General features: G+C 56.6%; 23 protein-coding genes. 13 read left to right on the top strand and 10 right to left on the bottom strand.

The window, feature by feature from the left end:
• Positions 1-42: 42 nt before the first annotated feature.
• Positions 43-969 carry a transaldolase gene (gene tal, locus BT204_RS10540; RefSeq protein ID WP_019818234.1) on the bottom strand — a complete coding sequence of 309 codons (927 nt, stop codon included), beginning with the start codon at positions 967-969 and terminating at the stop codon, positions 43-45.
• 233 nt (positions 970-1,202) lie between these two features.
• On the opposite strand from tal, the gene BT204_RS10535 reads away from it, so the two are divergent.
• Entirely contained in the window at positions 1,203-1,976 is a 774-nt protein-coding gene (locus tag BT204_RS10535) for a hypothetical protein (protein WP_139271501.1), read from the top strand.
• Positions 1,977-2,101: 125 nt separating this feature from the next.
• Here BT204_RS10535 and dusA read toward each other — a convergent pair whose 3' ends face one another.
• Positions 2,102-3,088: a tRNA dihydrouridine(20/20a) synthase DusA gene (gene dusA / locus BT204_RS10530; protein ID WP_072446762.1), complete on the bottom strand. Its 987-nt coding sequence runs from the start codon at positions 3,086-3,088 to the stop codon at positions 2,102-2,104.
• Positions 3,089-3,234: 146 nt separating this feature from the next.
• Here dusA and BT204_RS10525 point away from each other — a divergent pair, with 146 nt between their 5' ends.
• The 4 genes from BT204_RS10525 (at position 3,235) to BT204_RS10505 (ending at position 5,783) form a co-directional block, all read left to right on the top strand.
• On the top strand, positions 3,235-3,537 hold the full coding sequence (locus tag BT204_RS10525) for a BrnT family toxin (protein ID WP_306109893.1): 303 nt from the start codon (positions 3,235-3,237) through the stop codon (positions 3,535-3,537).
• The gene (locus BT204_RS10520) at positions 3,515-3,823 is read left to right on the top strand and encodes a BrnA antitoxin family protein (RefSeq protein WP_054919831.1); all 309 of its coding nucleotides are present in this window, start codon (positions 3,515-3,517) and stop codon (positions 3,821-3,823) included. The genes BT204_RS10525 and BT204_RS10520 overlap by 23 nt, the downstream gene beginning before the upstream one ends.
• Positions 3,824-4,012: 189 nt before the next feature.
• On the top strand, positions 4,013-4,603 hold the full coding sequence (locus tag BT204_RS27345) for an HNH endonuclease (RefSeq protein WP_125919845.1): 591 nt from the start codon (positions 4,013-4,015) through the stop codon (positions 4,601-4,603).
• Positions 4,604-4,970: 367 nt separating this feature from the next.
• Positions 4,971-5,783, top strand: a complete 813-nt coding sequence (locus BT204_RS10505; RefSeq protein ID WP_054919823.1) for a hypothetical protein — start codon at positions 4,971-4,973, stop codon at positions 5,781-5,783.
• Positions 5,784-5,982: 199 nt separating this feature from the next.
• Here the strand turns inward: BT204_RS10505 and BT204_RS10500 are convergent, their stop codons facing one another.
• The gene (locus BT204_RS10500) at positions 5,983-6,930 is read right to left on the bottom strand and encodes a restriction endonuclease (protein ID WP_072446760.1); all 948 of its coding nucleotides are present in this window, start codon (positions 6,928-6,930) and stop codon (positions 5,983-5,985) included.
• 270 nt (positions 6,931-7,200) lie between these two features.
• Between BT204_RS10500 and BT204_RS10495 the strand changes: the two genes are divergently transcribed.
• Both BT204_RS10495 and BT204_RS10490 read left to right on the top strand, forming a co-directional pair.
• Positions 7,201-7,566 carry a DUF6124 family protein gene (locus BT204_RS10495; protein ID WP_054919819.1) on the top strand — a complete coding sequence of 122 codons (366 nt, stop codon included), beginning with the start codon at positions 7,201-7,203 and terminating at the stop codon, positions 7,564-7,566.
• Between the two features lie 147 nt (positions 7,567-7,713).
• Positions 7,714-7,935: a hypothetical protein gene (locus tag BT204_RS10490; RefSeq protein ID WP_072446759.1), complete on the top strand. Its 222-nt coding sequence runs from the start codon at positions 7,714-7,716 to the stop codon at positions 7,933-7,935.
• Between the two features lie 183 nt (positions 7,936-8,118).
• Here the strand turns inward: BT204_RS10490 and BT204_RS10485 are convergent, their stop codons facing one another.
• The gene (locus BT204_RS10485; protein WP_072446757.1) at positions 8,119-9,306 is read right to left on the bottom strand and encodes an MFS transporter; all 1,188 of its coding nucleotides are present in this window, start codon (positions 9,304-9,306) and stop codon (positions 8,119-8,121) included.
• A 481-nt stretch (positions 9,307-9,787) separates the two neighbouring features.
• Between BT204_RS10485 and mqo the strand changes: the two genes are divergently transcribed.
• Positions 9,788-11,434, top strand: a complete 1,647-nt coding sequence (gene mqo / locus BT204_RS10480; RefSeq protein ID WP_034126666.1) for a malate dehydrogenase (quinone) — start codon at positions 9,788-9,790, stop codon at positions 11,432-11,434.
• Between the two features lie 64 nt (positions 11,435-11,498).
• Here mqo and BT204_RS10475 read toward each other — a convergent pair whose 3' ends face one another.
• A complete protein-coding gene (locus BT204_RS10475) occupies positions 11,499-12,203 on the bottom strand; it encodes an NADPH-dependent F420 reductase (RefSeq protein ID WP_254914269.1) in 705 nt (234 codons plus the stop codon).
• A gap of 66 nt (positions 12,204-12,269) precedes the next feature.
• Here BT204_RS10475 and BT204_RS10470 point away from each other — a divergent pair, with 66 nt between their 5' ends.
• A complete protein-coding gene (locus BT204_RS10470) occupies positions 12,270-13,166 on the top strand; it encodes a LysR family transcriptional regulator (protein WP_054898631.1) in 897 nt (298 codons plus the stop codon).
• A 192-nt stretch (positions 13,167-13,358) separates the two neighbouring features.
• Complete coding sequence (locus tag BT204_RS10465; RefSeq protein ID WP_034127032.1) at positions 13,359-13,688, top strand: YXWGXW repeat-containing protein; 330 nt, start codon at positions 13,359-13,361, stop codon at positions 13,686-13,688.
• 128 nt (positions 13,689-13,816) lie between these two features.
• On the opposite strand, the gene BT204_RS10460 is transcribed toward BT204_RS10465, so the two are convergent.
• From BT204_RS10460 to BT204_RS10445, 4 genes are all read right to left on the bottom strand, one after another.
• Positions 13,817-14,212 carry a PIN domain-containing protein gene (locus BT204_RS10460; RefSeq protein WP_054919810.1) on the bottom strand — a complete coding sequence of 132 codons (396 nt, stop codon included), beginning with the start codon at positions 14,210-14,212 and terminating at the stop codon, positions 13,817-13,819.
• Positions 14,209-14,466 (bottom strand): AbrB/MazE/SpoVT family DNA-binding domain-containing protein, encoded by a 258-nt coding sequence (locus tag BT204_RS10455; protein ID WP_072446755.1) that lies wholly within the window; start codon positions 14,464-14,466, stop codon positions 14,209-14,211. The genes BT204_RS10460 and BT204_RS10455 overlap by 4 nt, the downstream gene beginning before the upstream one ends.
• A 171-nt stretch (positions 14,467-14,637) precedes the next feature.
• The gene (ppnN, locus tag BT204_RS10450) at positions 14,638-16,011 is read right to left on the bottom strand and encodes a nucleotide 5'-monophosphate nucleosidase PpnN (RefSeq protein ID WP_032892811.1); all 1,374 of its coding nucleotides are present in this window, start codon (positions 16,009-16,011) and stop codon (positions 14,638-14,640) included.
• Positions 16,012-16,159: 148 nt separating this feature from the next.
• Positions 16,160-16,984: an aspartyl/asparaginyl beta-hydroxylase domain-containing protein gene (locus BT204_RS10445; protein WP_032900476.1), complete on the bottom strand. Its 825-nt coding sequence runs from the start codon at positions 16,982-16,984 to the stop codon at positions 16,160-16,162.
• Between the two features lie 276 nt (positions 16,985-17,260).
• On the opposite strand from BT204_RS10445, the gene fabV reads away from it, so the two are divergent.
• Together fabV and BT204_RS10435 are read left to right on the top strand one after the other, a co-directional pair.
• Complete coding sequence (fabV, locus tag BT204_RS10440) at positions 17,261-18,454, top strand: enoyl-ACP reductase FabV (protein WP_032902674.1); 1,194 nt, start codon at positions 17,261-17,263, stop codon at positions 18,452-18,454.
• Between the two features lie 305 nt (positions 18,455-18,759).
• Positions 18,760-19,383 (top strand): HAD family hydrolase, encoded by a 624-nt coding sequence (locus BT204_RS10435; RefSeq protein ID WP_072446753.1) that lies wholly within the window; start codon positions 18,760-18,762, stop codon positions 19,381-19,383.
• Here BT204_RS10435 and BT204_RS10430 read toward each other — a convergent pair.
• Positions 19,380-20,285, bottom strand: coding sequence for a LysR family transcriptional regulator (locus tag BT204_RS10430; RefSeq protein ID WP_072446752.1), 906 nt, complete (start codon positions 20,283-20,285; stop codon positions 19,380-19,382). The genes BT204_RS10435 and BT204_RS10430 overlap by 4 nt on opposite strands.
• Before the next feature lie 102 nt (positions 20,286-20,387).
• Between BT204_RS10430 and BT204_RS10425 the strand changes: the two genes are divergently transcribed.
• Positions 20,388-21,557: an aspartate aminotransferase family protein gene (locus tag BT204_RS10425; RefSeq protein WP_054919797.1), complete on the top strand. Its 1,170-nt coding sequence runs from the start codon at positions 20,388-20,390 to the stop codon at positions 21,555-21,557.
• The last annotated feature ends 12 nt before the right edge of the window (positions 21,558-21,569 follow it).

Raw genomic sequence — 21,569 nt, 5'->3', positions numbered from 1 at the left:
CGACACCCTCACAGGTGCCGCCCTTTTTGCTGCTATCTGCTTTTACAGCTTGGCCGACAACAACGCCTCCAGTTTCTCCTGGTCCCGAGCAAACTGACGAATCCCCTCCGCCAGCTTCTCAGTCGCCATCGCGTCCTCGTTGGACTCCCAACGGAACTGCGCTTCAGTCATATGCACACGGGCCTCACCGGCATGGCCTGGCGCCAATTTGCGCTCCAGCTTGCCTTCATCGGCTGCCAGCTTCTCCAACAGGTCCGGGCTGATGGTCAGGCGATCACAACCGGCCAGTTCCTCGATCTGGCTGAGGTTACGGAAGCTCGCACCCATCACTACTGTTTTGTAGCCGTTAGCCTTGTAGTAGTTATAGATGCGCGTCACCGACTGCACGCCCGGGTCATCGGAGCCGGTGTAGTCGTTGCCGTTGGCCTTCTTGTACCAATCGTAGATACGGCCCACGAACGGCGAAATCAAAAACACACCCGCTTCAGCACAAGCCACGGCCTGGGCAAACGAGAACAGCAGCGTCAGGTTGGTCTGGATGCCTTCTTTTTCCAGCTTCTCCGCGGCGCGGATGCCTTCCCAGGTGGAGGCGATCTTGATCAGCACGCGGTCACGGCCAACCCCAGCCTTGTCGTACAGGTCGATCAGACGGTGCGCACGCTTGAGAATCGCGGCCTCGTCGAACGACAGACGCGCATCCACCTCAGTGGAAATACGGCCCGGCACGACTTTGAGAATCTCTTGACCCACCGCCACCGCAAAGCGGTCACTGGCCAGGCCCACATCGCCGTTGCAGTCCTGCACGCACTCATCCAGCAGCTTGGCATAGCCAGGAATCGACGCAGCCTTGAGCAGCAGGGAAGGGTTGGTGGTCGCGTCTTGCGGCTTGAGCTTGGCGAGGGTGGAAAAATCGCCGGTATCGGCTACGACGGTGGTGAATTGCTTGAGTTGTTCCAGCTTGGAAGTCATGGGCGTGCTCTGTCCTGTGGGTCTAGTGACATTACCCGAGCGCTGGCAGGCGCTCAAGGGCGCAAATGCGTTAGGTCGTTTGCGAGGGCAATAACCTGGAAACGGCCGTTTGAATCACCGGCCGTGGTGCTCAATTGGAGGGCAAAATCGCAGCTAGGTTCAACTGGATTCCACCCGTCCTGCGCCACTGGTTTCAAGCCAGTTGATAGAGGAAATATCAATGTTTTGAAGTTGTGAAAAGTTTATTTTCCAGCTCTTTAGTTGTTGCTGTTTTTACTTGTGCTATACCTGACTGGCAAGCGCTAACTTGGGCCGATAAAAACTCTGATGACCCGGTACAGCAGGCCCTCAGCGCCGGTTGTTACGATACCCAGGAAATGCGTGGCATCATTGACACTGCCAAGGCAGGTAAACCCATGGGGAGCCGCACCCTGGAAAAGGAAAACGAACTGACCTCATCCTACGGCGGCAAGATCACCGATACCAGAGTGACTGCGCCTGCCACCTGGGTATACCGCGCGTATGAGAGCGCGGACACCAACAATTGGCACGTCCAGAAACTCAAGGCCGGGGTGATCTACTCCAAAGCGCAGAACGACCTGGACAAATACCCCAGGGACGGTGGCACACCCGAAAAATACTGGGCCATCGATGGGCCTGACCTACACGCGCTGGGTTTTATCGGTGCCACCTACACGACAATGCGACTGCTCGCCTTACAGTCCAGCGACACCCCGAAAAGTCAGTTCGTGAGTTTTGCACTGGACTACGCCACCACCGGAACCTTTGGAGACGCCGTGTATGCACTGCAAGTAAACCCGAACTCACCCATTCTGGGGTTGGTTAACTGCAAAACGCCAGGCGGTGAAGTTCAATTTCAAATACTCGGCGGCACCACATTCAACACGCTTTACCGAAAAGTCAGGACCGATAAAGATTGGAAAAGGTATAACCGCGACACCGACCAATGGGTAACTGTGCCCAAAGGAACAGTGCCGGAAAACTAAGCAACAGTGCAGCAAGGGCCGGCAGCACCTGCCGCGCCCTTGCAATCACCGCTAAATATGTGGGAGCTGGCTTGCCTGCGATAGCGTCGGTAAACCCAATGAGCATCTACCTGACACTCTACCAATCACCGCCCCTCCAACAACGTCCCCGCCTGATCCAGCAACGCCAACGGATCCGCCGCCTTATGAATATCCACCGACAACAACTGCCTGAACTTGCGTGCTCCTGGAAACCCCGTGCCCAACCCCAACACATGCCGAGTAATGTGATGCATCGTCCCACCACTGGCCAAATGCTCAGCAATATAAGGCCGCAACTGCGCCAACGCCTCCGCCCGGCTAATCACCGGCGCCTCACTGCCAAACAACCGCTGGTCCACCTCCGCCAACAGATACGGATTGTGATAAGCCTCCCGCCCCAGCATCACCCCATCAAACGTCTGCAAATGCTCCTGGCACTGCTCCAGCGTCTTGATCCCACCATTGAGATTAATCTCCAACTCCGGAAAATCCCGCTTCAACTGCGCCGCCACGTCATAACGCAACGGCGGAATGTCCCGGTTCTCCTTGGGCGACAACCCCTCCAGAATCGCAATCCGCGCATGCACGGTAAAACTGGTGCAACCGGCGTTCTTCACCGTCCCGACGAAATCACACAACTGGGCATAACTGTCCCGCCCATTGATGCCGATACGGTGCTTCACCGTCACCGGAATCGACACCGCATCGCGCATGGCCTTCACACAGTCCGCCACCAGGGCAGGGTGCGCCATGAGGATCGCGCCGATCATGTTGTTCTGCACCCGGTCGCTGGGGCAACCGACGTTCAGGTTCACTTCGTCGTAACCGGCGGCCTCGGCCATTCGAGCGCAGGCGGCCAGATCAGCCGGAACACTGCCGCCCAACTGCAGCGCCAGCGGGTGCTCGGCTTCGTTGTGGCGCAGGAAGCGGTCGTGATCGCCATGGAGGATAGCACCGGTGGTGACCATCTCGGTGTAGAGCAGGGCGTGTTTGGAGAGCAGGCGTAGGAAGAACCGGCAGTGGCGGTCGGTCCAGTCCATCATGGGGGCGACTGAAAAGCGGCGGGAGAGTGGGGCGGTTTGTAGGGACATGGGGGATCTGAGTCAGCGAGGCGAATGGGGCACAGTTTATCAGGGATGCTTGTCAGGTACTTGGCGGGTTCTCAAGCCCAGCCAGCCAATCATCGGTGGTAACCCGAGTGCATGCTCGGTAGGCTTTCGACGCGCAGCTTGTGTTGATGATTTATTGTGGATACGATAATCACATGCATATTACCTATGACCCAGCCAAAGACGCTCGTAACGTTGAAGAACGCGGACTCCCGTTTGCGTTAGTGCGGGACTTTGAATGGTCTACGGCCTTGATCGTGGAAGATGATCGATTCGACTACGGTGAGTGTCGTTATCGAGCGATGGGATACATAGGGGATCGGCTGCATGTCGTAGTGTTCACCCCACGGGGGGACGCGGTCCACGTCATCAGCTTTCGTAAAGCCAACAAACGGGAGGTCAAAAATTATGACCAAGAAACCCAGCCCTGAGAAGGTCGATACAGCGAACCCTGAGTGGTCGGCTGAAGACTTTGCTAAGGCCAAGCCAGCCAGCGAGGTGCTTGTGGGATTGTTTGGCAAAGCTCAGGCGAAGGAAATGCTCAAACCCAAGCGCGGGCGGCCAAAGTCGGTAGCCACTAAAGAGCACGTTAATGTTCGTTTTGATGCTGACGTGCTGGAGCGATTCAGGGCTTCTGGGCCAGGCTGGCAAACGCGAATGAATGCCGCCTTGGCTGATTGGCTTAAGACGCATACACCGGATGAACTGAAGGCCTAAGGCAAAAAAGCCGCGGATGACGCGGCTTTTTGCTGTCTTGTGATTAGCTTTTTCTCAGCGATGGTATAAATAAATCTGTCCGTTTGTGCTGTCTTTTGGTGTTGTTTCAACAGGAATATTTCGTGAGTTGGAGCCACGCGGTACTAAGCTGGCCGGCGCAATCAATCCACGATAATCAAGGAGAGGCTGATGAGTAGTTCAGGAGTTCCTGTTATCGACAAGGAACAGTTAATCAGGCTTAGAGATAGGCTATATAGAGCAATTGATAACAACCGCTCAGACAGATGGTGTTTGGCGCTTTGGAGTAGGTTTGTCAGAGCTAGAGATGCTCACCAGTGTGTCGTCTGTAATTCTGACGATCGGGTCCAAGCGCATCATGTTTTTAGACGGACTTTGTTTTCGCAGGCGCGATATGAACTCGGCAACGGAATTACGCTGTGTTTCGAATGCCACAAGGTTGCACACGAAGGATTTAACGGCCGGCCGGATATGACGCTGCCGATAGGTGCTCAAGGGGGGGACGACCAAGACGAGATCGCCTTCTACTATCGAAAGCTGCTTGAGTCCTCAGACGCTTTAGATTTAGAGCACGATGAGTTTTTTACGTTGAGCGATGAAATGCTTAGATTTTTCGTCCGAGTACAGGGCTACGAATACCTCCATAAGGCAGTCGTTGCGAATCAAATTACTGGGTTGGTGATGGCGTATGAAATTTGGGTTCGTGGTCCAGAGCAGGTGACTTTAGCTATTTTAAAGGCAAACCTTCCTGGATATTTTTGACCTCAAGTCTGTTCCACTCTCGATCCACTGCCCGTTTCGCCGTCTTCTCCATAGCATATAACTACCGTAATCGTCGAGGCTTGCTCTGACCTCTGCTTTCACTGCCTTTACCGGTCCCTCTGTCGCGGTAGTACGCGGTGACCCCAATGAATTCCCCCTTGTTATCTTCCGTCAGGTCTTCAATGGTATCCTCCGGCAGCTTGGACCCCAGCTCCAGGTTGACGATGGTTTTGGCCAAGTTGGCGACAGAGTTGGACAGGTCTTCCGAAAGGTTTAGGGATATCCGAGTCATGACAGCCATCGGTGATGGACTGTCTGTATATTTTTAAGGAACAGAATTTAATAGGCGTTTTTTTGGAGGGGTGTGGTGATTTATATTGAGTTTTTGAGTGGTTTTTTAAATAGGTTTTTAGGGCTGGTTTTCTTGGTATTTGTTGTATTTCAGTTTTTATTGTTTAAGTTTTATTTGCCCGGTTATATCAAAAAGAAAGGTGAAAATCTCGCTACGAAAGAAGATGTTGCAGGTATTACTCATCAAGTTGAACGCGTGAGGACGCAATATCTTGTTGATTTGGAAGGTTATAAGAACTTAATTTGGAAGGGGCAGCAGCGTGAGGTGTGGCTGAAGGAAGAGTTTGATCTTAGGCTTGATACCTACAAGACTGCAATTTCTCTTATTTATAAGTACGTGGAGCAAATTGAGAATTATCATATCGCGCACTTGTCGTCGGGTGTTAATGAGGCCATTTTTCTTTATATTGAAGCTAAGGAAGAGGCTTTTTTTGAAGGGGTAAAAGAGAGCTATCGAGTTGAGTATGAGTCAACTAGAGAGAAATCGTTGGAGTGGTATTTTAAGTGTAAAGAGGTTGAAGTTGAGCTTCGTGTGGTTTTGGGGGTTGTAGATGTTTATTTTGATAGTGAATTGTCTGGTCACTTAGATGGTTTGATAGCAAAAGGTGTTGATGCTGCAAGGACCTTTTGCCGCGTTGAAGAGCTGTATCGCTCTGTGGAGAGTGAATATGAAAAACTACAGAATTATGTTGCCGTTAGCAATGCAGTGATTAAGAAGTATCACGTAGAGTTTAAAAAACTTATTCCTACTGTTGAAGCTGAGTTGTGCTTGAAAAATTTGAAGGGTTTCGTGGTGCGGGAAAGACGTGAAATTCTTGAGGGTTCCTGAGCTTTTATTTCGACTATTTAGTTGTGAGTGAGTTTTCTACTAATGTCCCGCGTGAGCAGTTAGTTAATCTAAAGTCCTCGGAATTATAGCGCGAAATCATTTAAGTAAATAAACGAATTAACTGTGTAGGACAAGTGTCTAAGAGCTTGTGGGTGCATCTTACACCGTGGAGCGCTGGGTTGAATCAGCAGGTCGTGACTCATTCGTTTTTCTTCTCTAAGTCCACTGTGGGAGGTATTGTGGTCTGACTCAGATGTCCCCCTCTCAAAGTACTTTTGGATGAGTCTTCCCGCTCTGTATGGGACTCGACTGTCACTTTTCTTTGGTGAAGATGTATTTCGCCTGTCTTTATGTCTTTCAATACAGCCTTTGCTGCGATTTTCCCTTCGAACCTTGATGTTGTTTTGATGGCGCGTATATTATATTTGAAGGCGATTTTTTCTAGCTTTAACTTGCCGTGTGTACAGTCTGGCCAGATTATATAGTGGTTCGTAAAGTTATATACCTTTATGCGGTTTTCAAACTCTTCAAATTTTCCTGAGTTTTCTGCGAGTTCATTTTGCAGTTTGGACCATTTAACGATAATGTTGCTGGATTCATCAACTATTGTGATTTTATCCGTCATTCCTGATATTTCGATGGAGTCACCTTCTCTCAGTGTTGTATTTGATTCAATCCAGTTGAGATCAAATTTTAATGCTGGGCGCACATTATCTAAATAGTACATTGTGCCTGCAGTATGTATGGTTTTAATGCCAAGTGCTAATTCTAGATCTTCGGCTGTAGGTTCTCTAAGCATTTTCAATGCTATGCCTTTATGGTCTGCGAATACCTTTGCACCTTTTTGATATCCGGTTTTTGTTATGAATATTCCTTGTATATTACCTATATCATCAAGAGCTGCTGCGAAATCTCTCACCTTGCCAACCGTTATTGTAGATGTATAGTTTTTACACTCAACGGCAACGCGATGAACCAGTCCTGCGACTTTGAATTCCCAATAAACATCTAGCTGATGCTTTTGTGTCGATTTTCCAGCGAGGTTTACATTGTGTTTTACTAAGATTGTATCGAATCCATCAGTTCTAAGGATTTCTTCGTATACCTCTCTCGTTAGTTTTTCGTATTCGGTATCCTGGTTCAACATGTTCGGCTCCTTGGATTTGATGCCAATATGACAGCGCTTGGCGTCGGAGTGAAGTGTTCAGAGCTTTATTTTTGAAGATCTTTACGGCAGTACATATGGCAAAGCCAGACTATGATATTCCATAGGAACCTTCCGACACTTTTCTCGGCTTGCCTGTCAGACCTACCACCGCTAACCTTCTCAAGCTGCTGTATGTAAACCCAGTGGCCGGAGGTGGAAGTCCGAACTGCTAAGGCGTTTTAACTCCCGAAAATATTTGGAGCTTCGCCCATGCACAACAACACAAACAGTTCTTCAACTGATCAAACCGCATCGTCCGTGGATGCCAAGCTTCAAGCCGCAGCCCAGCGAGCAATCCATCATCACTTGCCCCCATCCGACGACGCTGCGCCTGTTGAACTCCCAAGCAACAACCTATTCCTCGTAAACCCGACCATCGACCCCGAAACCCTCCTGGCCAATGCCGCCGAAAACCTCGCATCCGCCAACGAAATGGCCGCCACCTTGGCGTTCGACCTCGACGACTCCCAACGCGCCATCGCCCTGGGCATTCAGCAGTTAATCGAGTTGAGTTCGCTACTCGTTGACCGAGCCCAGGAGCAGGTTGCGCCTGTAACGGCCCCAGTCAAAGCCTGACAACCAACCCTGCCGCCTTGCCCTAAGGCGGCAACCTGAACTCATGCTGTCACCCAGCAAAGTTTCATAATTCCCTGCGCTGTTGAGGTCTACGATCCCCTACTGAGAGAGGACCCCAGCGCCTCCAGCCCATAGGGAACTGAAACCATGATCTCGAACCTCGTCAAAGTCGTGATGATCACCGGCACGTTGTTGTTAAGCGCTTGTTCATCTTCATCGCGCGTGACCAACAGCGACCCGTGCTTTTCAGGCGGGTGCCAGGCATTTGGCGACCATAGCCCCAACAAAGCCGCGAAAATGAATTTTGGTGGCAGTGGGCTGGGGAGTAGTTATGGGGAGTATGGTTCGGGGCTGTTGCATGATGATTGATGGGGTGGGGGGCAAGCACTAATACCTGTCAGTTAAGCGTCATCGCCTTCTGTAGGAGCGAGCTTGCTCGCGAAAAACGTCAACGATAACGCGGGCTTCCTGAAGAAACGCGGCGTCTGTGAGTTTTTCGCGAGCAAGCTCGCTCCTACAAGAAGCCCTCCCACAGTTTGATCCAGTAGGGCGTTAATGGCCGCCTTTCATCCGCCGGGCAATCAGGTAGAGGCCCAGCCCCACCAGCGCTGTAGCAGCACCGATGTAGCCGGTACTGGTCCAACCCAACCCTGCCGTAATCGCCATCCCCCCAAACCACGGTCCCAGCGCATTCGCCAGGTTAAACGCCGCATGGTTGGACGCTGCCGCCAAGCTCGGCGCTTCGTGGGCGATGTCCATCAAGCGAATCTGCAACGGCGCCGCCAATGCGACCATGGTGCCCACCAGCCCCATGCTCAGCAGCACGCCCCACAGCGAAGACGCAGCGAAGGGGAAGAACAACAACACCGCCATCGACCATACCAATATCAAACCCACCGCCCGAAACTGCATGCGATCAAACAGCTTGCCACCGGCAATGTTGCCGATGATGCCGCCCACGCCAAATGCCGCGAGGCCGAAGGGGATCCACTGCGGCGAGACTTTGGTCACTTCCAGCATGGTCGGCGCCAGGTAGCTGAATACGCAGAACATCCCGGCAAAGCCAATTGCGCCGATGGACAGGGCCATCCATACCTGGGGTTTGGTGAAGGCGCGCAGTTCCTTGCGCGGGTCGCTGCGTTGTTCGTCGTGGCGGTGGGGCACGAATTGCCAGACCAGGGCGATGGTGAGCAGGGCGATCACGCTGACCAGTGCAAACGCCGAGCGCCAGCCCAGGTGTTGGCCGAGGAAGGTGGCGATGGGGTTGCCGAGCAGCATGGCCAGGGTCAGGCCCATCATCACGCGGGCTACGGCGCCGGCGCGTTTGTCGGTGGGTACCATGCTGGAGGCGACCACGGCGGCGATGCCGAAGTAGGCGCCGTGGGGCAGGCCGCTGATAAAGCGGAAGGCCACCAGCGAGCCGAAGGTGGGGGTGAAGGCGGTGGCGAAGTTGCCCAGGGCGTACAGGCCCATCAGCAACAGCAGCATGTGTTTGCGCAGCAGCTTGGCGCCGAGGATGGCCAGCAGCGGGGCGCCGACCATCACGCCCAGGGCGTAGGCGCTGATGGCGTGGCCGACCTGGGGTTCGCTCAGGCCCAGGTTCTGGGCGATGTCGGGCATCAGGCCCATGATGGCGAATTCGCCGGTGCCGATCGCGAAAGCGCCCACGGCCATGGCCGCTTCCATTTTGGCGGCGCTGCGCGCGGGCAGTACCTGCCCGGGTGTTTGCTGGATTGTCATGGGTAACTCTGTGTGGAGGGTGTGCACGAAGGACGTCGTCGATGCTACGCAAGCCGCGACGAAGGTGTCTAGAACCGCCATTTTCGGCAGAGTTCCACGCCTGTGACCGCAGGTCGCGGCTGCCAGGCTTGACAGGGGCGCATTAAAACCTGCGATTTAGGCCTGTCAATTGGCCAAACGGCGCATAAACGCTGTTTAGCGTGATATTCTGCGCGCCGTCTTGGGCTAGTCTTTCCCTGGTGCGTACACCCGTATACGTCCCAGCGGTTGGCTGTCGCCCAGGTAGCTGAAGCCAATAATGATAAGAAGTCAGCGCAGAAGGGACATAACAGTGAGGTCGATCCATCGGCCTTGTGTGCCCACCCTGCAGCCTTTATGTGACTGTGCAGACCCCGCGGTACGTTGCCTGACGTAGCGTGAACGAGGGTTACTCATGATCGGGGGCGGTAGGGCGGATGGCGTTTTATCATAGGTGCTACTGATGTTTAAAAAAGTAAACACTGCCCTGCTGGGGCTGGCTTTGTCGATGGGGATCACGTCCGTTCACGCGGAAGAGGCAAAGAAAGTCGATGTGCTGCTGATCGGCGGCGGCATCATGAGTGCAACCTTGGGTGTCTGGCTCAATGAGCTGGAGCCGGACTGGTCCATGGAGATGGTCGAGCGCCTCGATGGCGTGGCCGAAGAAAGCTCCAACGGCTGGAACAACGCCGGTACCGGTCACTCGGCCCTGGCTGAGCTGAATTACACCCCGGAAGACAAGAACGGCAACGTTGAGATCCCGAAAGCGGTCGAGATCAACGAAGCGTTCCAGATCTCCCGTCAGTTCTGGTCCTGGCAGGTTCAGCAGGGCGTGTTGAAGAACCCGCGTTCGTTCATCAACTCCACTCCGCACATGAGCTTTGTGTGGGGCGATGACAACATCAAGTTCCTGAAAAAACGCTACGAAGCCCTGAAGGCCAGCCCGCTGTTCGCCGGCATGCAGTACTCCGAAGACCCGGCGCAGATCGCCAAGTGGGTTCCGTTGATGATGGAAGGGCGTGACCCGAGCCAGAAAATCGCGGCCACCTGGAGCCCGATCGGTACCGACGTTAACTTCGGCGAGATCACCCGCCAGTTCGTCGCTCACCTGCAAACTACGCCGAAGTTTGACTTGAAGCTGTCGAGCGAAGTGCAGGACATCACTAAGAACGCCGACGGTTCGTGGCGTGTGAGCTACAAAAACCTCAAAGACGGCACCAAGACTGAAACCGACGCCAAGTTCGTGTTCATCGGCGCCGGCGGCGGTGCCCTGCACTTGCTGCAGAAGTCGGGCATTCCTGAAGGCAAGGAATACGCAGGCTTCCCAGTCGGTGGTTCGTTCCTGGTGACCGAGAACCCGACCATCGCCGAGCAGCACCTGGCCAAGGCCTACGGTAAGGCTTCGGTAGGTTCGCCACCGATGTCGGTTCCGCACCTGGACACCCGCGTGCTGGATGGCAAGCGTGTGATTCTGTTTGGCCCATTCGCCACCTTCTCGACCAAGTTCCTGAAAGAAGGCTCGTACCTGGACCTGCTGACCAGCACCACCACCCACAACATCTGGCCTATGACCAAAGTTGGTATTCGTGAATACCCACTGGTCGAGTACCTCGCCGGCCAACTGATGCTGTCTGATGATGACCGTTTCAAGGCGCTGCAAGAGTACTTCCCGAACGCCAAGCAGTCCGACTGGCGCCTGTGGCAAGCCGGCCAGCGCGTGCAGATCATCAAGCGTGATGAAGAGCAAGGCGGCGTGCTGAAGCTGGGTACCGAAGTGGTCAGCTCTGCCGACAACACCATCGCAGGCCTGTTGGGTGCATCGCCAGGCGCGTCCACCGCGGCTCCGATCATGCTGACCGTGCTGCAAAAAGTGTTCAAGGACAAGGTAGCAAGCCCGGCCTGGCAGGAAAAACTGCACCAGATCGTGCCAAGCTACGGCACCAAGCTGAACGACAGCCCTGAAGCGGTTGCCAAGGAATGGGCCTACACTGCCGGTGTGCTGCAACTGACACCACCGCCAGCGATCCCGCAATTGGCCGCTCCACAGGCTACCGAGGCTGCCAAGCCTGCGGCTGAGCCAAGCAAGCCGGTTTCTGACCTGGCGCTGTAAGCCTCACCCACGAAAAAGCCCGCTGAACCGGTGACGGTCAGCGGGCTTTTTTGTGGGGAAATGTTCAGGAGAGCGGCGGGTGTCGCTCCACCGGGGGCAGCTCAACCGCACGCTCGGCCGCCGCCAGCGCAGCCTTCAAGCCAGCCTGGTCCAGGCGCACGCAGTACGCCGGTTTGGCCCGCTCGAATCGCCAGCTTTCATCCAGCTCACCAGCGTCGACGGCATCGAACCCCAACTCATCGAGCAGTTGGGTCACGACGGCCTTCGCGGTGGCGTCATCCGCCGCGACGGGCAGCGCCCGCCGATCAGGTGCACCGTGAGGGCGGGCGTCTTGCGTCAGGTCGGGGGCGAAGATCGCGTTAAACACTTTCACCACGTGTGAATGTGTCAAATGGTCGGCCAGCAAGCGGCTGGTAGTCGTTTCAAAGCGGTCCAGCTCTGGGATATGCCCATCGCGGTCGGGGTAGTAATTGTTGGCATCCATCACCGTTTTACCCTCCAGCCATTGCGCGGGCACGCTGCGGTAGTGTTGAAAGGGAATCGCCACTAGCACCACATCGCCGAACCGTGCGGCATCGTCTGCGCTGCCAACTTGCACACCGAGTATGCCGCTTACCACGCTGCTCATGGTGTGCGGGCCGCGGGAATTGCTCAGCATCACCTCATGCCCGGCGGCCAAGGCCAGTTGTGCCACAGCACGCCCAATGAAACCTGCTCCAATTACGCCAATCTTCATGTGCTTGCTCCGATGGAAGTACGAAGTGGCTATGATGATTGGCAACCATTTGGTGATAAATCGCAGTTGTGGCGCGGCTGTTGTTACTAGGGGTAGGGAATGATGGATCGTTTATCAAGCATGAATGCCTTTGTGATGGCTGCTGAGCTCGGTTCCTACGTGCGTGCCGCTGAGCGCTTGAATATGTCACCGCAAATGGTGGCCAAGCATGTCACCGCCTTGGAACAACGCTTGGGCGCGCGCTTGCTTAACCGTACTACGCGAAGGCAAAGCCTTACGGAGTTGGGGAGCGCTTACTACGAACGTTGCAAGCACATCCTGACGGAGACTAAGGCGGCGGATTCCCTTGCGCAAATCATGAACGACACCCCGCGTGGCAAGCTGAAAATCACCGCTCCGGTGACGTTCGGCTCCTACAGCCTGATGCCGTTGATCACCGGATTCTTGCGTGACAACCCGGATGTGCAAATCGATCTGCACCTTACGGATCGTTTCGTCGACCTGGTAGAGGAGGGCTATGAGGCGGCCTTTCGTATCGGCCCCTTGGGGACCACTGGCCTGACCGCCCGGCCGCTGGCGCCGTATCGCCTGGTTGTCTGTGCGGCACCGGCCTATTTGCAGGCGCGGGGCACACCGATGACGCCGGCAGACCTTGAGCATCACGAATGCCTGGGCTATGCCTTCTGGTCACGCCCGGCAGATCGTGAATGGGTGTTTTACCAAGGTGCGGTCCCGCACAGGGTGCAGGTAAGCAGCCGTTTGCAGATCAACGAAAGCAGGGCGCTGATGTCGGCGGCGCTGGATGGTTTCGGTATCGTGCTCGGCCCTGAAGACTTCTTGCGCAGGGCACTGGCCGAGGGCCAGTTAGTGCGGGTGCTGCCGGACTTTGACGCGCCAAGTCGATCAATGCATTTGGTCTACACCGCGAATCGGCAGCGCACGGCTAAGTTGCGGCGGTTTGTCGACGCCGTATTACAACGTTTTGGCTCGGTTTAAACGCGCGAGCTCTCTCACCTGTTCATGCAGATTCAGCGCCAGCAGTGCCCGTTCGACTTGAGGCCGGTGGGTTCAGCAATCTGACAGACATTTCCTGTTAAAAATAATCAAAGCCCATGCAGGAGCCCGGCTGGAATAAAGGCGGATTACTTTCTGATGCAGGTGCAGGGCGTTCGCGCCCGAGGGTTTTGTATGTTGTTACGTTATGCAGCATTGGCCGCCATGGTGGTGGCGGCGTCCGGGTGTGTACAAGAGCGTGTAGTACATGAACGCAGGCCGGTGCAACGTGAGTATGTTGAGGTGGTGGCGCCGCAGCCGCCTCCGGTGCAGGTGATAGAAGTCGAACCGGCGGTACGCGAGGGTTATATCTGGTCACGCGGTTACTGGCGTTGGGAAGGCGGGCGCTATGTGGCGGTGCACGGCCATTGGGAGCCGGTGCGCCAGGGCTATCGTTATGTACACCCGCACTGGGTGCAGCGTAATGATGGCTACCACTGGCAGATCGGCGGCTGGATACGCTGACCTAACCTCCTTCTCTGTAGGAGTGAGCTTGCTCACGAAAAACGTCAACGGTTACGCGGGCATTCAGATTGCACGCGGTGCCTGTGATTTTTTCGCGAGCAAGCTCGCTCCTACACAAACAAAGCGGGCTAGCCGAGCCGTTTCATCCCCGCAGCCTTGGCCGCGTTCAGATCAAAGGTGGCGGTGTACTCGCAGCCCGCCGCATGACCACAGCGTTCAACCAGGCAGTCGGCAAAGTCGGCTTTGCCTGCGCTGAACTTGCGCAATGCCTGCCAGATGATATCGGCGTGCTCGACGGTCAGTTCCCGCGTGTGCAACAAGGTTTCCAACACCATCACCACCTCGCTTTTGGCCGACTGGTAGCAGGACTGCAACACCCACACCAGCTCCGTAAGCGTCACCAGGCTGACAAAGCCTGGCGAGGCGGCGGTGAGTGATTCGATGAGCTGGGACGCCTTGGCTGATTGAACCGGGTCGTCCTGGGTCACGTAACGCACCAGCACGTTGGTATCCAGGCCGATCATCCAGCTGTTGCTCCCTGGGCCGCGATGGCGCGGTTCATGTCTTCGATAGACACGGCATGGGCAGGCTTGCGGATCAAACCCTTGAGGTCCTTGACGGTTTTGCTCGCGGCAATCATGGAAAACTTGCCGTCTTCCATTTCGACGAATTCCACCCGGTCGCCTGTTTCCAGGCCCAGGGCTGTCCTGACCTGGACTGGGATGGTGATTTGCCCTTTTGAAGTGAGTGTGGCGGTGGCCATAGTGAAGGTCTCCATCGTGACATTCCTTACCTTAAGGTAAGGAGTGACGGAGGACAATATCCGTTGGTCCATAGGTCGCTCGCTGAGGTGAATGAGTCAGAATAGTAAAACCTAGTCCGAACTCTCGTTCCTCACACGCGTTGCTATGTCCCAAACGAATACAAACTATGACCGACCGCCGCTGGCTTATTGCACCACGCGATAGCACGGCACATACGCCGCTCCGCCCGGCAGTTTCATGCGGTGCTGGGCCACGAACGCCTTCAATAATTCATCCAACGGTTTCATGATCGCCGGGTCGCCGTGGATCTCATACGGGCCGTTCTCCTCGATCAGGCGAATACCCTTGTCTTTGACGTTACCCGCCACGATCCCCGAGAACGCCCGGCGCAGGTTGGCCGCCAGTTCATGGGCCGGCAGCGCGTGGTTGAGTTGCAGGCTGGCCATGTTTTCGTGGGTGGGGTCGAACGGGCGCTGGAAGCCTTCGTCGATCTTCAGCAGCCAGTTGAAGTGGAACGCGTCGTTACGCTCGCGGCGGAATTGCTTCACCGCCTTGAGGCCGGTGGTCATCTGGCGGGCCACTTCAGCCGGGTCGTCGATGATGATCTGGTAATGCTTCTGCGCCGCTTCGCCCAGGGTGGCGCCGACGAACGCGTGCAATTGTTCCAGGTAAGGCGCGGCATGTTTCGGCCCGGTGAGCACCACCGGGAACGGCAGGTCGCGGTTGTCCGGGTGCATGAGGATGCCGAGCAGGTACAGGAACTCCTCGGCTGTGCCTGCGCCGCCGGGGAAGATGATGATGCCGTGGCCCACACGCACGAAGGCTTCCAGGCGCTTTTCGATGTCCGGCAAAATCACCAGCTCGTTGACGATGGGGTTCGGCGCTTCGGCAGCGATGATGCCTGGTTCGGTCAAGCCCAGGTAACGGCCATTGGTGATGCGCTGCTTGGCGTGGGAAATGGTTGCGCCCTTCATCGGGCCTTTCATCACGCCGGGGCCGCAACCGGTGCACACGTCGAGGCTGCGCAGGCCCAGTTCGTGCCCGACTTTCTTGGTGTATTTGTATTCTTCGGTGTTGATCGAATGGCCGCCCCAGCACACCACGATCTTCGGCTCGACACCCGGGCGCAGCGTACGGGCGTTACGCAGCAGGTGGAACACGTAATCGGTGATGCCTTGGGAGTTGCTCAGGTCGATACGCTGGCTATCCAGCTCGTTCTCGGTGTAGACGATGTCGCGCAGGGCGCTGAACAGCATTTCGCGGGTGCTGGCAATCATTTCGCCATCGACGAAGGCATCGGCGGGGGCGTTGAGTAGTTCCAGGCGTACGCCGCGGTCCTGCTGGTGAATACGCACTTCAAAGTCTTTGTAGGCGTCGAGGATGGTCTTGGCGTTGTCGATATGCGCGCCGGTATTGAGAATCGCCAGGGCGCATTGGCGGAACAGGGTGTAGATGCTGCCGGTACCGGCTTCGCTCAGTTGCTGCACTTCACGTTGGGACAGGGTTTCGAGGCTGCCCTTGGGGCTGACGGAGGCGTTGATGACTTGACGTTGGGGCATTCTGATTCCTTGAAAGCATAGCCACCGCGCCCGCTAGGGGGCGATGGCTTGAGAATGGTGAGCGCCAATTAAGGTCGCACGAGACGGTTATTTACCTCAGGCGCAAGGCCCAGCGCAAATGCCGTCCAACACCATCATGCCGCAGAACTTACTGAATCAGCTTCCAGTTTTTGTAGAAAACCCGACGCAGGGTAAAGACCAGGCCGGCAAACCCTGCGATCACGGCGTTGAGCACCGAGGGCAGCAGGGTCGGGCGCACAATATCAATGAACAGGCAGTAGCGTTTGGCGTCGTTTTTGTTGAAGGAGGCGTGCATCAGCGTGTCATCGAAGATAAACAGCGGGTCGTCGTGCCAGTAGTGCTTGTGCTTGCCCACCTGGATGTACACGCCCTCATGGTGCGGTGCCGGCGCCATGTTGTAGAGCACACGGAACATCATGCGCAGGGGGCCGAAGTGGAACGAGGTCGAGCGGTTCTCGTTGAACACCGAGACGCCGATGGTTTTCACGAACGGCAGTTTCTTGCGCAGCTGCGGGATATCCAGGGTGGTTTCGATCGGGCGACCGTACCACTGGAAGAACAACATGCCGCGTTTCTTCTCGGCCATGCGCTCGTCCAGGTAGCTGATGATTTCATCCTTGCGGGCCATGGCGTCGTCGATCACCTGTTGCAGGTCTTCGCGCCAAGCCGGTGGCAGGTCGTTCATGGTGTAGACATGCCGGTTGCGGCTGCTGAGCAGGTCGAGCAGGGTGTTGAACGGTGCCAGCACCCAGGTATTACGGCCGTTGCCGATAAAATACTTCTTGATGGTGTCGCGGTCGTACAGGCCGTTACGCAGGAAGTCATAAACGCCGCAGCACACCACCAACAGCAGAAACACCAGGCAACTGCGCGGGAAACAATAGATCAATAGCAGAACGCCGAGTACCCACGCCAGGGACACCAGCTTCTTGCCGACAGCATTTTTGCTCATGAAACGAGGCTCCAAAGCCGAAACATATTGAAACAATCTCGTCATCATAGGGGTTTATGGGGCCGGCAGGCGTTTTTAAATAGGGTGAAATTGTGAAGCTGCTGCACAATTTGTAACCGTTGCCGTGCAGGCTCCGACGTTTTGTGGATTGAATTTTGAGAACAGAAGATTTGCGACTATCGTGACGCTTCGGTTTTTCAGGCGTCATAGACCGGTACGATTGAAGTTGAATGGCCACTATTGGCCTTCGGCACCTTGGAAGAGGCAGAAATTTTTATGATCATCAAACCGCGGGTTCGTGGCTTTATCTGTGTGACCGCTCACCCTGTTGGCTGTGAAGCGAACGTCAAAGAGCAGATCGACTACGTAACCAAAAACGGCGTCATCGAGGGCGGCCCTAAAAAGGTACTGGTCCTCGGTGCCTCCACCGGCTACGGCCTGGCCGCGCGCATCAGTGCTGCGTTTGGCTGTGGCGCCGACACCCTGGGCGTGTTTTTTGAGAAAGAAGGCGAAGAAGGCAAGCTGAGCTCCGCCGGCTGGTACAACAGCGCAGCGTTCGAGAAGTTTGCCGTGGAAAAGGGCCTGTACGCCAAGAGCATCAACGGCGACGCGTTCTCCGACGAGATCAAGCGCCTGACCATCGAGACCATCAAGAAAGACCTGGGCAAGATCGACCTGGTGGTCTACAGCCTGGCCGCGCCACGCCGTACCGACCCGCAAGGCGTGGTGCACAACTCCACCCTCAAGCCAATCGGCAAGGCCGTGACCCTGCGCGGGATCAACACCGACAAGGGCGTGGTGGTCGACACCACGCTTGAGCCTGCGACCCAGGAAGAAATCGACGGTACCGTGAAGGTCATGGGCGGCGAAGACTGGCAGCTGTGGATCGACGCCCTGCGTGACGCCGATGTATTGGCCGAAGGCGCCAAGACCACCGCGTTCACCTACCTCGGTGAGAAGCTGACCCAGGACATCTACTGGAACGGCTCCATCGGCGAAGCCAAGAAAGACCTAGACAAGAAAGTTTTGACCCTGCGCGAAAACCTCGCTGCGCTCAAGGGCGACGCCCGTGTGTCGGTGCTCAAGGCCGTGGTCACCCAGGCCAGCTCGGCGATCCCGATCATGCCGCTGTATCTGTCGCTGCTGTTCAAGGTGATGAAAGAGCAGGGCACCCATGAAGGCTGCATCGAGCAGGTCTACGGCCTGTTCAAGGACAGCCTGTACGGCAGCGAGCCGAAACTCGACGCCGATGGCCGCCTGCGTGCCGACCTGGCCGAGCTGGAACCGAAGGTTCAGGACGCCGTGGCCGCACTGTGGAACCAGGTGACCGACGACAACGTCAACGAGATCAGCGATTTTGCCGGTTACAAGGCTGAATTCCTGCGCTTGTTTGGCTTTGAAGTCGACGGCGTGGATTACGACGCGGATGTGAACCCGACCGTCAAAATCAACGGCCTGATCCAGGCTTAAAACGCGGTCAATAAGGTGGAAACTGGCTTGCCCTGATGCCAGTCAGTTAACGCAAATCCCCTGTGGGAGCGGGCTTGCCCGCGAAGGCGGTGTGTCAGTCGCAGCATCTGAGGCTGTACGACCGCTTTCGCAGGCAAGCCAGCTCCCACATTTGATCTTCGTTGTTTTGAGCATTGCGTTCGCTCAATGAGGCCATGCCTCCTCCCACCTGTCTTTTCAGACACTTCTTACATCTCGGCGCGCGCCTCCCTCTTGTAGATCTGTCAGACTCCAGCAGCTATCAAGCCATGCTAACGGAGGATCTGATGACGATTCGTGCAGTAGTTTTTGATTTCGGCGGTGTCCTGTTCGACTGGAGCCCGCAGCACCTGTACCGCAAGCTGATTGCCGACGACGTTGAGCGCCAGTGGTTCCTCGACACCATCTGTACCCAGGACTGGAACACCGAGCAAGATGCCGGTCGCTCCCTGGCTGAAGCCACCCGCACCCTGGTTGCCCAATACCCCGAACACACGACCCTGATCCAGGCTTATTACGAGCGCTGGCCCGAAATGCTACGGGCTGAATTACCCGAGGGCGTGGCGATTCTCGAAGCGTTGCACCAGGTTGAGATGCCGCTGTTCGGGCTTACCAACTGGTCGGCTGAAACCTTCCCTTACGCCCGGGCCAACTATCCATTCCTGACGCGTTTTCGCGACATTCTGGTGTCCGGCGAGGTGAAGTTGATCAAGCCTGACCCGGCGATCTACCACGCCAGCCTCACCCAGGTGCGTGCGCATCTGCCGGATGTCCAGGCCAGTGAAGTGGTGTTTATCGACGACGTCGCCGGCAATATCGAGGCCGCCATCGCGTTGGGCTGGCAGGGCATTCACCACGTATCGGCCGAGCGCACCGCCGCGCGTTTGCGTGAGTTGGGCGTGGCGTTCTAGCGCGCCCATTTCTCCATTACAAAGTCGACGAACGCCCGCAGCTTGGGCAGGCGGTAGCGGTCTTGGCGATACATCAGGTGCATGGGGCGGCTGGGCAGATTATAGGTGGTCAGCAAGGCCACCAGCTTGCCGCTCTCCAGGTCCGGTTGCACCAGGGCATCGGCCAACATGCTGATGCCCATGCCGTTGATGGCGGCCTGGCGCAAGCCTTGGGAGCTGTTGATGGTCAATGAGCCAGACACCGGCACCTCCACTTCACCTTCATCGCCGGTCATGCGCCAGAGTTTATCGGTGTCGCGCCAGTTGTCGTTCGCGGGGTAGGCGAATGCCAGGCAGTCATGCTGCTGCAGGTCATCCGGGGTGTGCGGTGTGCCGCGTCGCGCCAGGTAGGCAGGGGAGGCGCAAAGGGTGAGGGTATAGGCCTGCAGAGGCCGGGCGATCAGGCTGGAGCTTTCCAGTTCGCCGAGACGGATCGCCACGTCAAAACCGCTGTCGACCAGGTCCATGCGCTCATTGCTCATCACCACGTACAGGTCGATAAGTGGGTAGCGCTGGGAAAACTCACTCAAGGCCGGCACCAGGCGTTCGGTGCCGAACACGGGGGGCGCGGTGATGCGCAGGCTGCCTTTGGGGGTTTCGCTGTGGACCTGCTCGGCCAGCAGCTCGGAGTCGGCCACCAGCCCCAGCACTTCCAGGCAGCGCTGATAATACTGCCCGCCAAATTCGGTGAGGTTCTGTTTGCGCGTGGTGCGTTTGAGCAAGCTGACGCCAAGCCGTTGTTCCAGCGCTCGCAGATGGTTGCCCACCATGGTGGTCGAAATCCCGCATTCCTGCGCGGCGGCGGTCATGCTGCCGGCCTCGACGACTTTCACGTACACCGACATTGCCTGGAACAGATCCATTATCAAGCCCTGGTTTAAAGTTATTGCAGCAGTTCTGCGTTTATCCAGCGAGGGTGGTTAACCATACTTGATCCACCCCAACGATGCACTGGAGCCGCCACCATGACCGCCGCCTGCCTGATGAGCACTTATCAACCCCTGGCCCTGAGCTTCACCCGCGGCCTGGGCACGCGCCTGTGGGACCAACAGGGCCGCGAATACCTGGACGCCGTGGCCGGCGTGGCGGTGACCAATGTTGGCCATTCCCACCCCAGGTTAGTGGCCGCCATCAGCGAACAGGCCGGCTTGCTGCTGCACACCTCCAACCTCTACAGCATCGACTGGCAACAACAATTGGCCCGGCGCCTGGCCCAGCTGTCCGGGCTGGACCGCGCGTTCTTCAACAATTCCGGCGCCGAGGCCAACGAGACGGCGCTGAAGTTGGCGCGTTTGCATGGCTGGAAAAAAGGCATCGAACAGCCGTTGGTGGTCGTGATGGAGAACGCCTTCCACGGCCGCACGCTAGGCACCATGGCTGCCAGCGACGGGCCTTCGGTGCGCCTGGGGTTCCAGCGATTGCCCGGCGATTTCATCAAGATTGGGTTTGGCGACATGGCGGCTCTGGAGGCGGTCACCGCGCAGTTCGGTACACGCATCGCGGCGGTACTGCTTGAACCAATCCAAGGTGAAAGTGGTGTGTTGGTGGCGCCACCAGGCTACCTGAAAGCCATGCGCGATCACTGCACGCGCCACGGCTGGCTGATGATGCTCGACGAAATCCAGACCGGCATCGGGCGCACCGGCACCTGGTTTGCCTTCCAGCACGAAGGCATCGTGCCGGACGTGATGACCCTGGCCAAAGGCCTGGGCAATGGCGTGCCCATCGGCGCCTGCCTGGCCCGCGCTGCCGTCGCTGAGCTGTTCACCCCAGGCAGCCATGGCAGCACCTTTGGCGGCAACCCGCTGGCGTGTCGCGTCGGGTGTACGGTGCTGGAGATTATCCAGGAGCAAGGCTTGCTCGAGAACGCTGCGTGCCAGGGAGAACACTTACTGGCGCGGTTGCGGATGGAGTTGGAGGAACATCCGCAGGTGCGGGCGATTCGTGGCAAGGGCTTGATGATCGGCATTGAACTGGCCAGCCCTTACCGCGACCTGGCCCAACGGGCAGCGCAGGAGCATGGGCTGTTGATCAACGTCACGCGGGGCAAGGTCATTCGCCTGTTGCCGCCACTGACGCTGGAGCGCAAGGAAGTGGAGATGATCGTGCGAGCCATCACCCGCCTACTGGACTGAAAGACGATGCTC

This window comes from Pseudomonas sp. NFPP02 (assembly GCF_900119355.1).
In the GTDB taxonomy this organism is placed as follows: Bacteria; Pseudomonadota; Gammaproteobacteria; order Pseudomonadales; family Pseudomonadaceae; genus Aquipseudomonas; species Aquipseudomonas paracarnis.
Note: the sequence above shows the minus strand (reverse complement) of the source record. Positions and strands in the feature narration are given on the sequence as shown.

Bases quoted from the DNA above. Each gene is read 5' to 3' on its own strand.
- tal (WP_019818234.1), bottom strand. From the start codon at position 969: ATGACTTCCAAGCTGGAACAACTCAAGCAATTCACCACCGTCGTAGCC.
- dusA (WP_072446762.1), bottom strand. From the start codon at position 3,088: ATGTCCCTACAAACCGCCCCACTCTCCCGCCGCTTTTCAGTCGCCCCC.
- BT204_RS10525 (WP_306109893.1), top strand. From the start codon at position 3,235: ATGATTTATTGTGGATACGATAATCACATGCATATTACCTATGACCCA.
- BT204_RS10520 (WP_054919831.1), top strand. From the start codon at position 3,515: ATGACCAAGAAACCCAGCCCTGAGAAGGTCGATACAGCGAACCCTGAG.
- BT204_RS27345 (WP_125919845.1), top strand. From the start codon at position 4,013: ATGAGTAGTTCAGGAGTTCCTGTTATCGACAAGGAACAGTTAATCAGG.
- BT204_RS10500 (WP_072446760.1), bottom strand. From the start codon at position 6,930: ATGTTGAACCAGGATACCGAATACGAAAAACTAACGAGAGAGGTATAC.
- BT204_RS10495 (WP_054919819.1), top strand. From the start codon at position 7,201: ATGCACAACAACACAAACAGTTCTTCAACTGATCAAACCGCATCGTCC.
- BT204_RS10490 (WP_072446759.1), top strand. From the start codon at position 7,714: ATGATCTCGAACCTCGTCAAAGTCGTGATGATCACCGGCACGTTGTTG.
- BT204_RS10485 (WP_072446757.1), bottom strand. From the start codon at position 9,306: ATGACAATCCAGCAAACACCCGGGCAGGTACTGCCCGCGCGCAGCGCC.
- mqo (WP_034126666.1), top strand. From the start codon at position 9,788: ATGTTTAAAAAAGTAAACACTGCCCTGCTGGGGCTGGCTTTGTCGATG.
- BT204_RS10470 (WP_054898631.1), top strand. From the start codon at position 12,270: ATGATGGATCGTTTATCAAGCATGAATGCCTTTGTGATGGCTGCTGAG.
- BT204_RS10465 (WP_034127032.1), top strand. From the start codon at position 13,359: ATGTTGTTACGTTATGCAGCATTGGCCGCCATGGTGGTGGCGGCGTCC.
- BT204_RS10460 (WP_054919810.1), bottom strand. From the start codon at position 14,212: ATGATCGGCCTGGATACCAACGTGCTGGTGCGTTACGTGACCCAGGAC.
- BT204_RS10455 (WP_072446755.1), bottom strand. From the start codon at position 14,466: ATGGAGACCTTCACTATGGCCACCGCCACACTCACTTCAAAAGGGCAA.
- ppnN (WP_032892811.1), bottom strand. From the start codon at position 16,011: ATGCCCCAACGTCAAGTCATCAACGCCTCCGTCAGCCCCAAGGGCAGC.
- BT204_RS10445 (WP_032900476.1), bottom strand. From the start codon at position 16,984: ATGAGCAAAAATGCTGTCGGCAAGAAGCTGGTGTCCCTGGCGTGGGTA.
- fabV (WP_032902674.1), top strand. From the start codon at position 17,261: ATGATCATCAAACCGCGGGTTCGTGGCTTTATCTGTGTGACCGCTCAC.
- BT204_RS10435 (WP_072446753.1), top strand. From the start codon at position 18,760: ATGACGATTCGTGCAGTAGTTTTTGATTTCGGCGGTGTCCTGTTCGAC.
- BT204_RS10430 (WP_072446752.1), bottom strand. From the start codon at position 20,285: ATGGATCTGTTCCAGGCAATGTCGGTGTACGTGAAAGTCGTCGAGGCC.
- BT204_RS10425 (WP_054919797.1), top strand. From the start codon at position 20,388: ATGACCGCCGCCTGCCTGATGAGCACTTATCAACCCCTGGCCCTGAGC.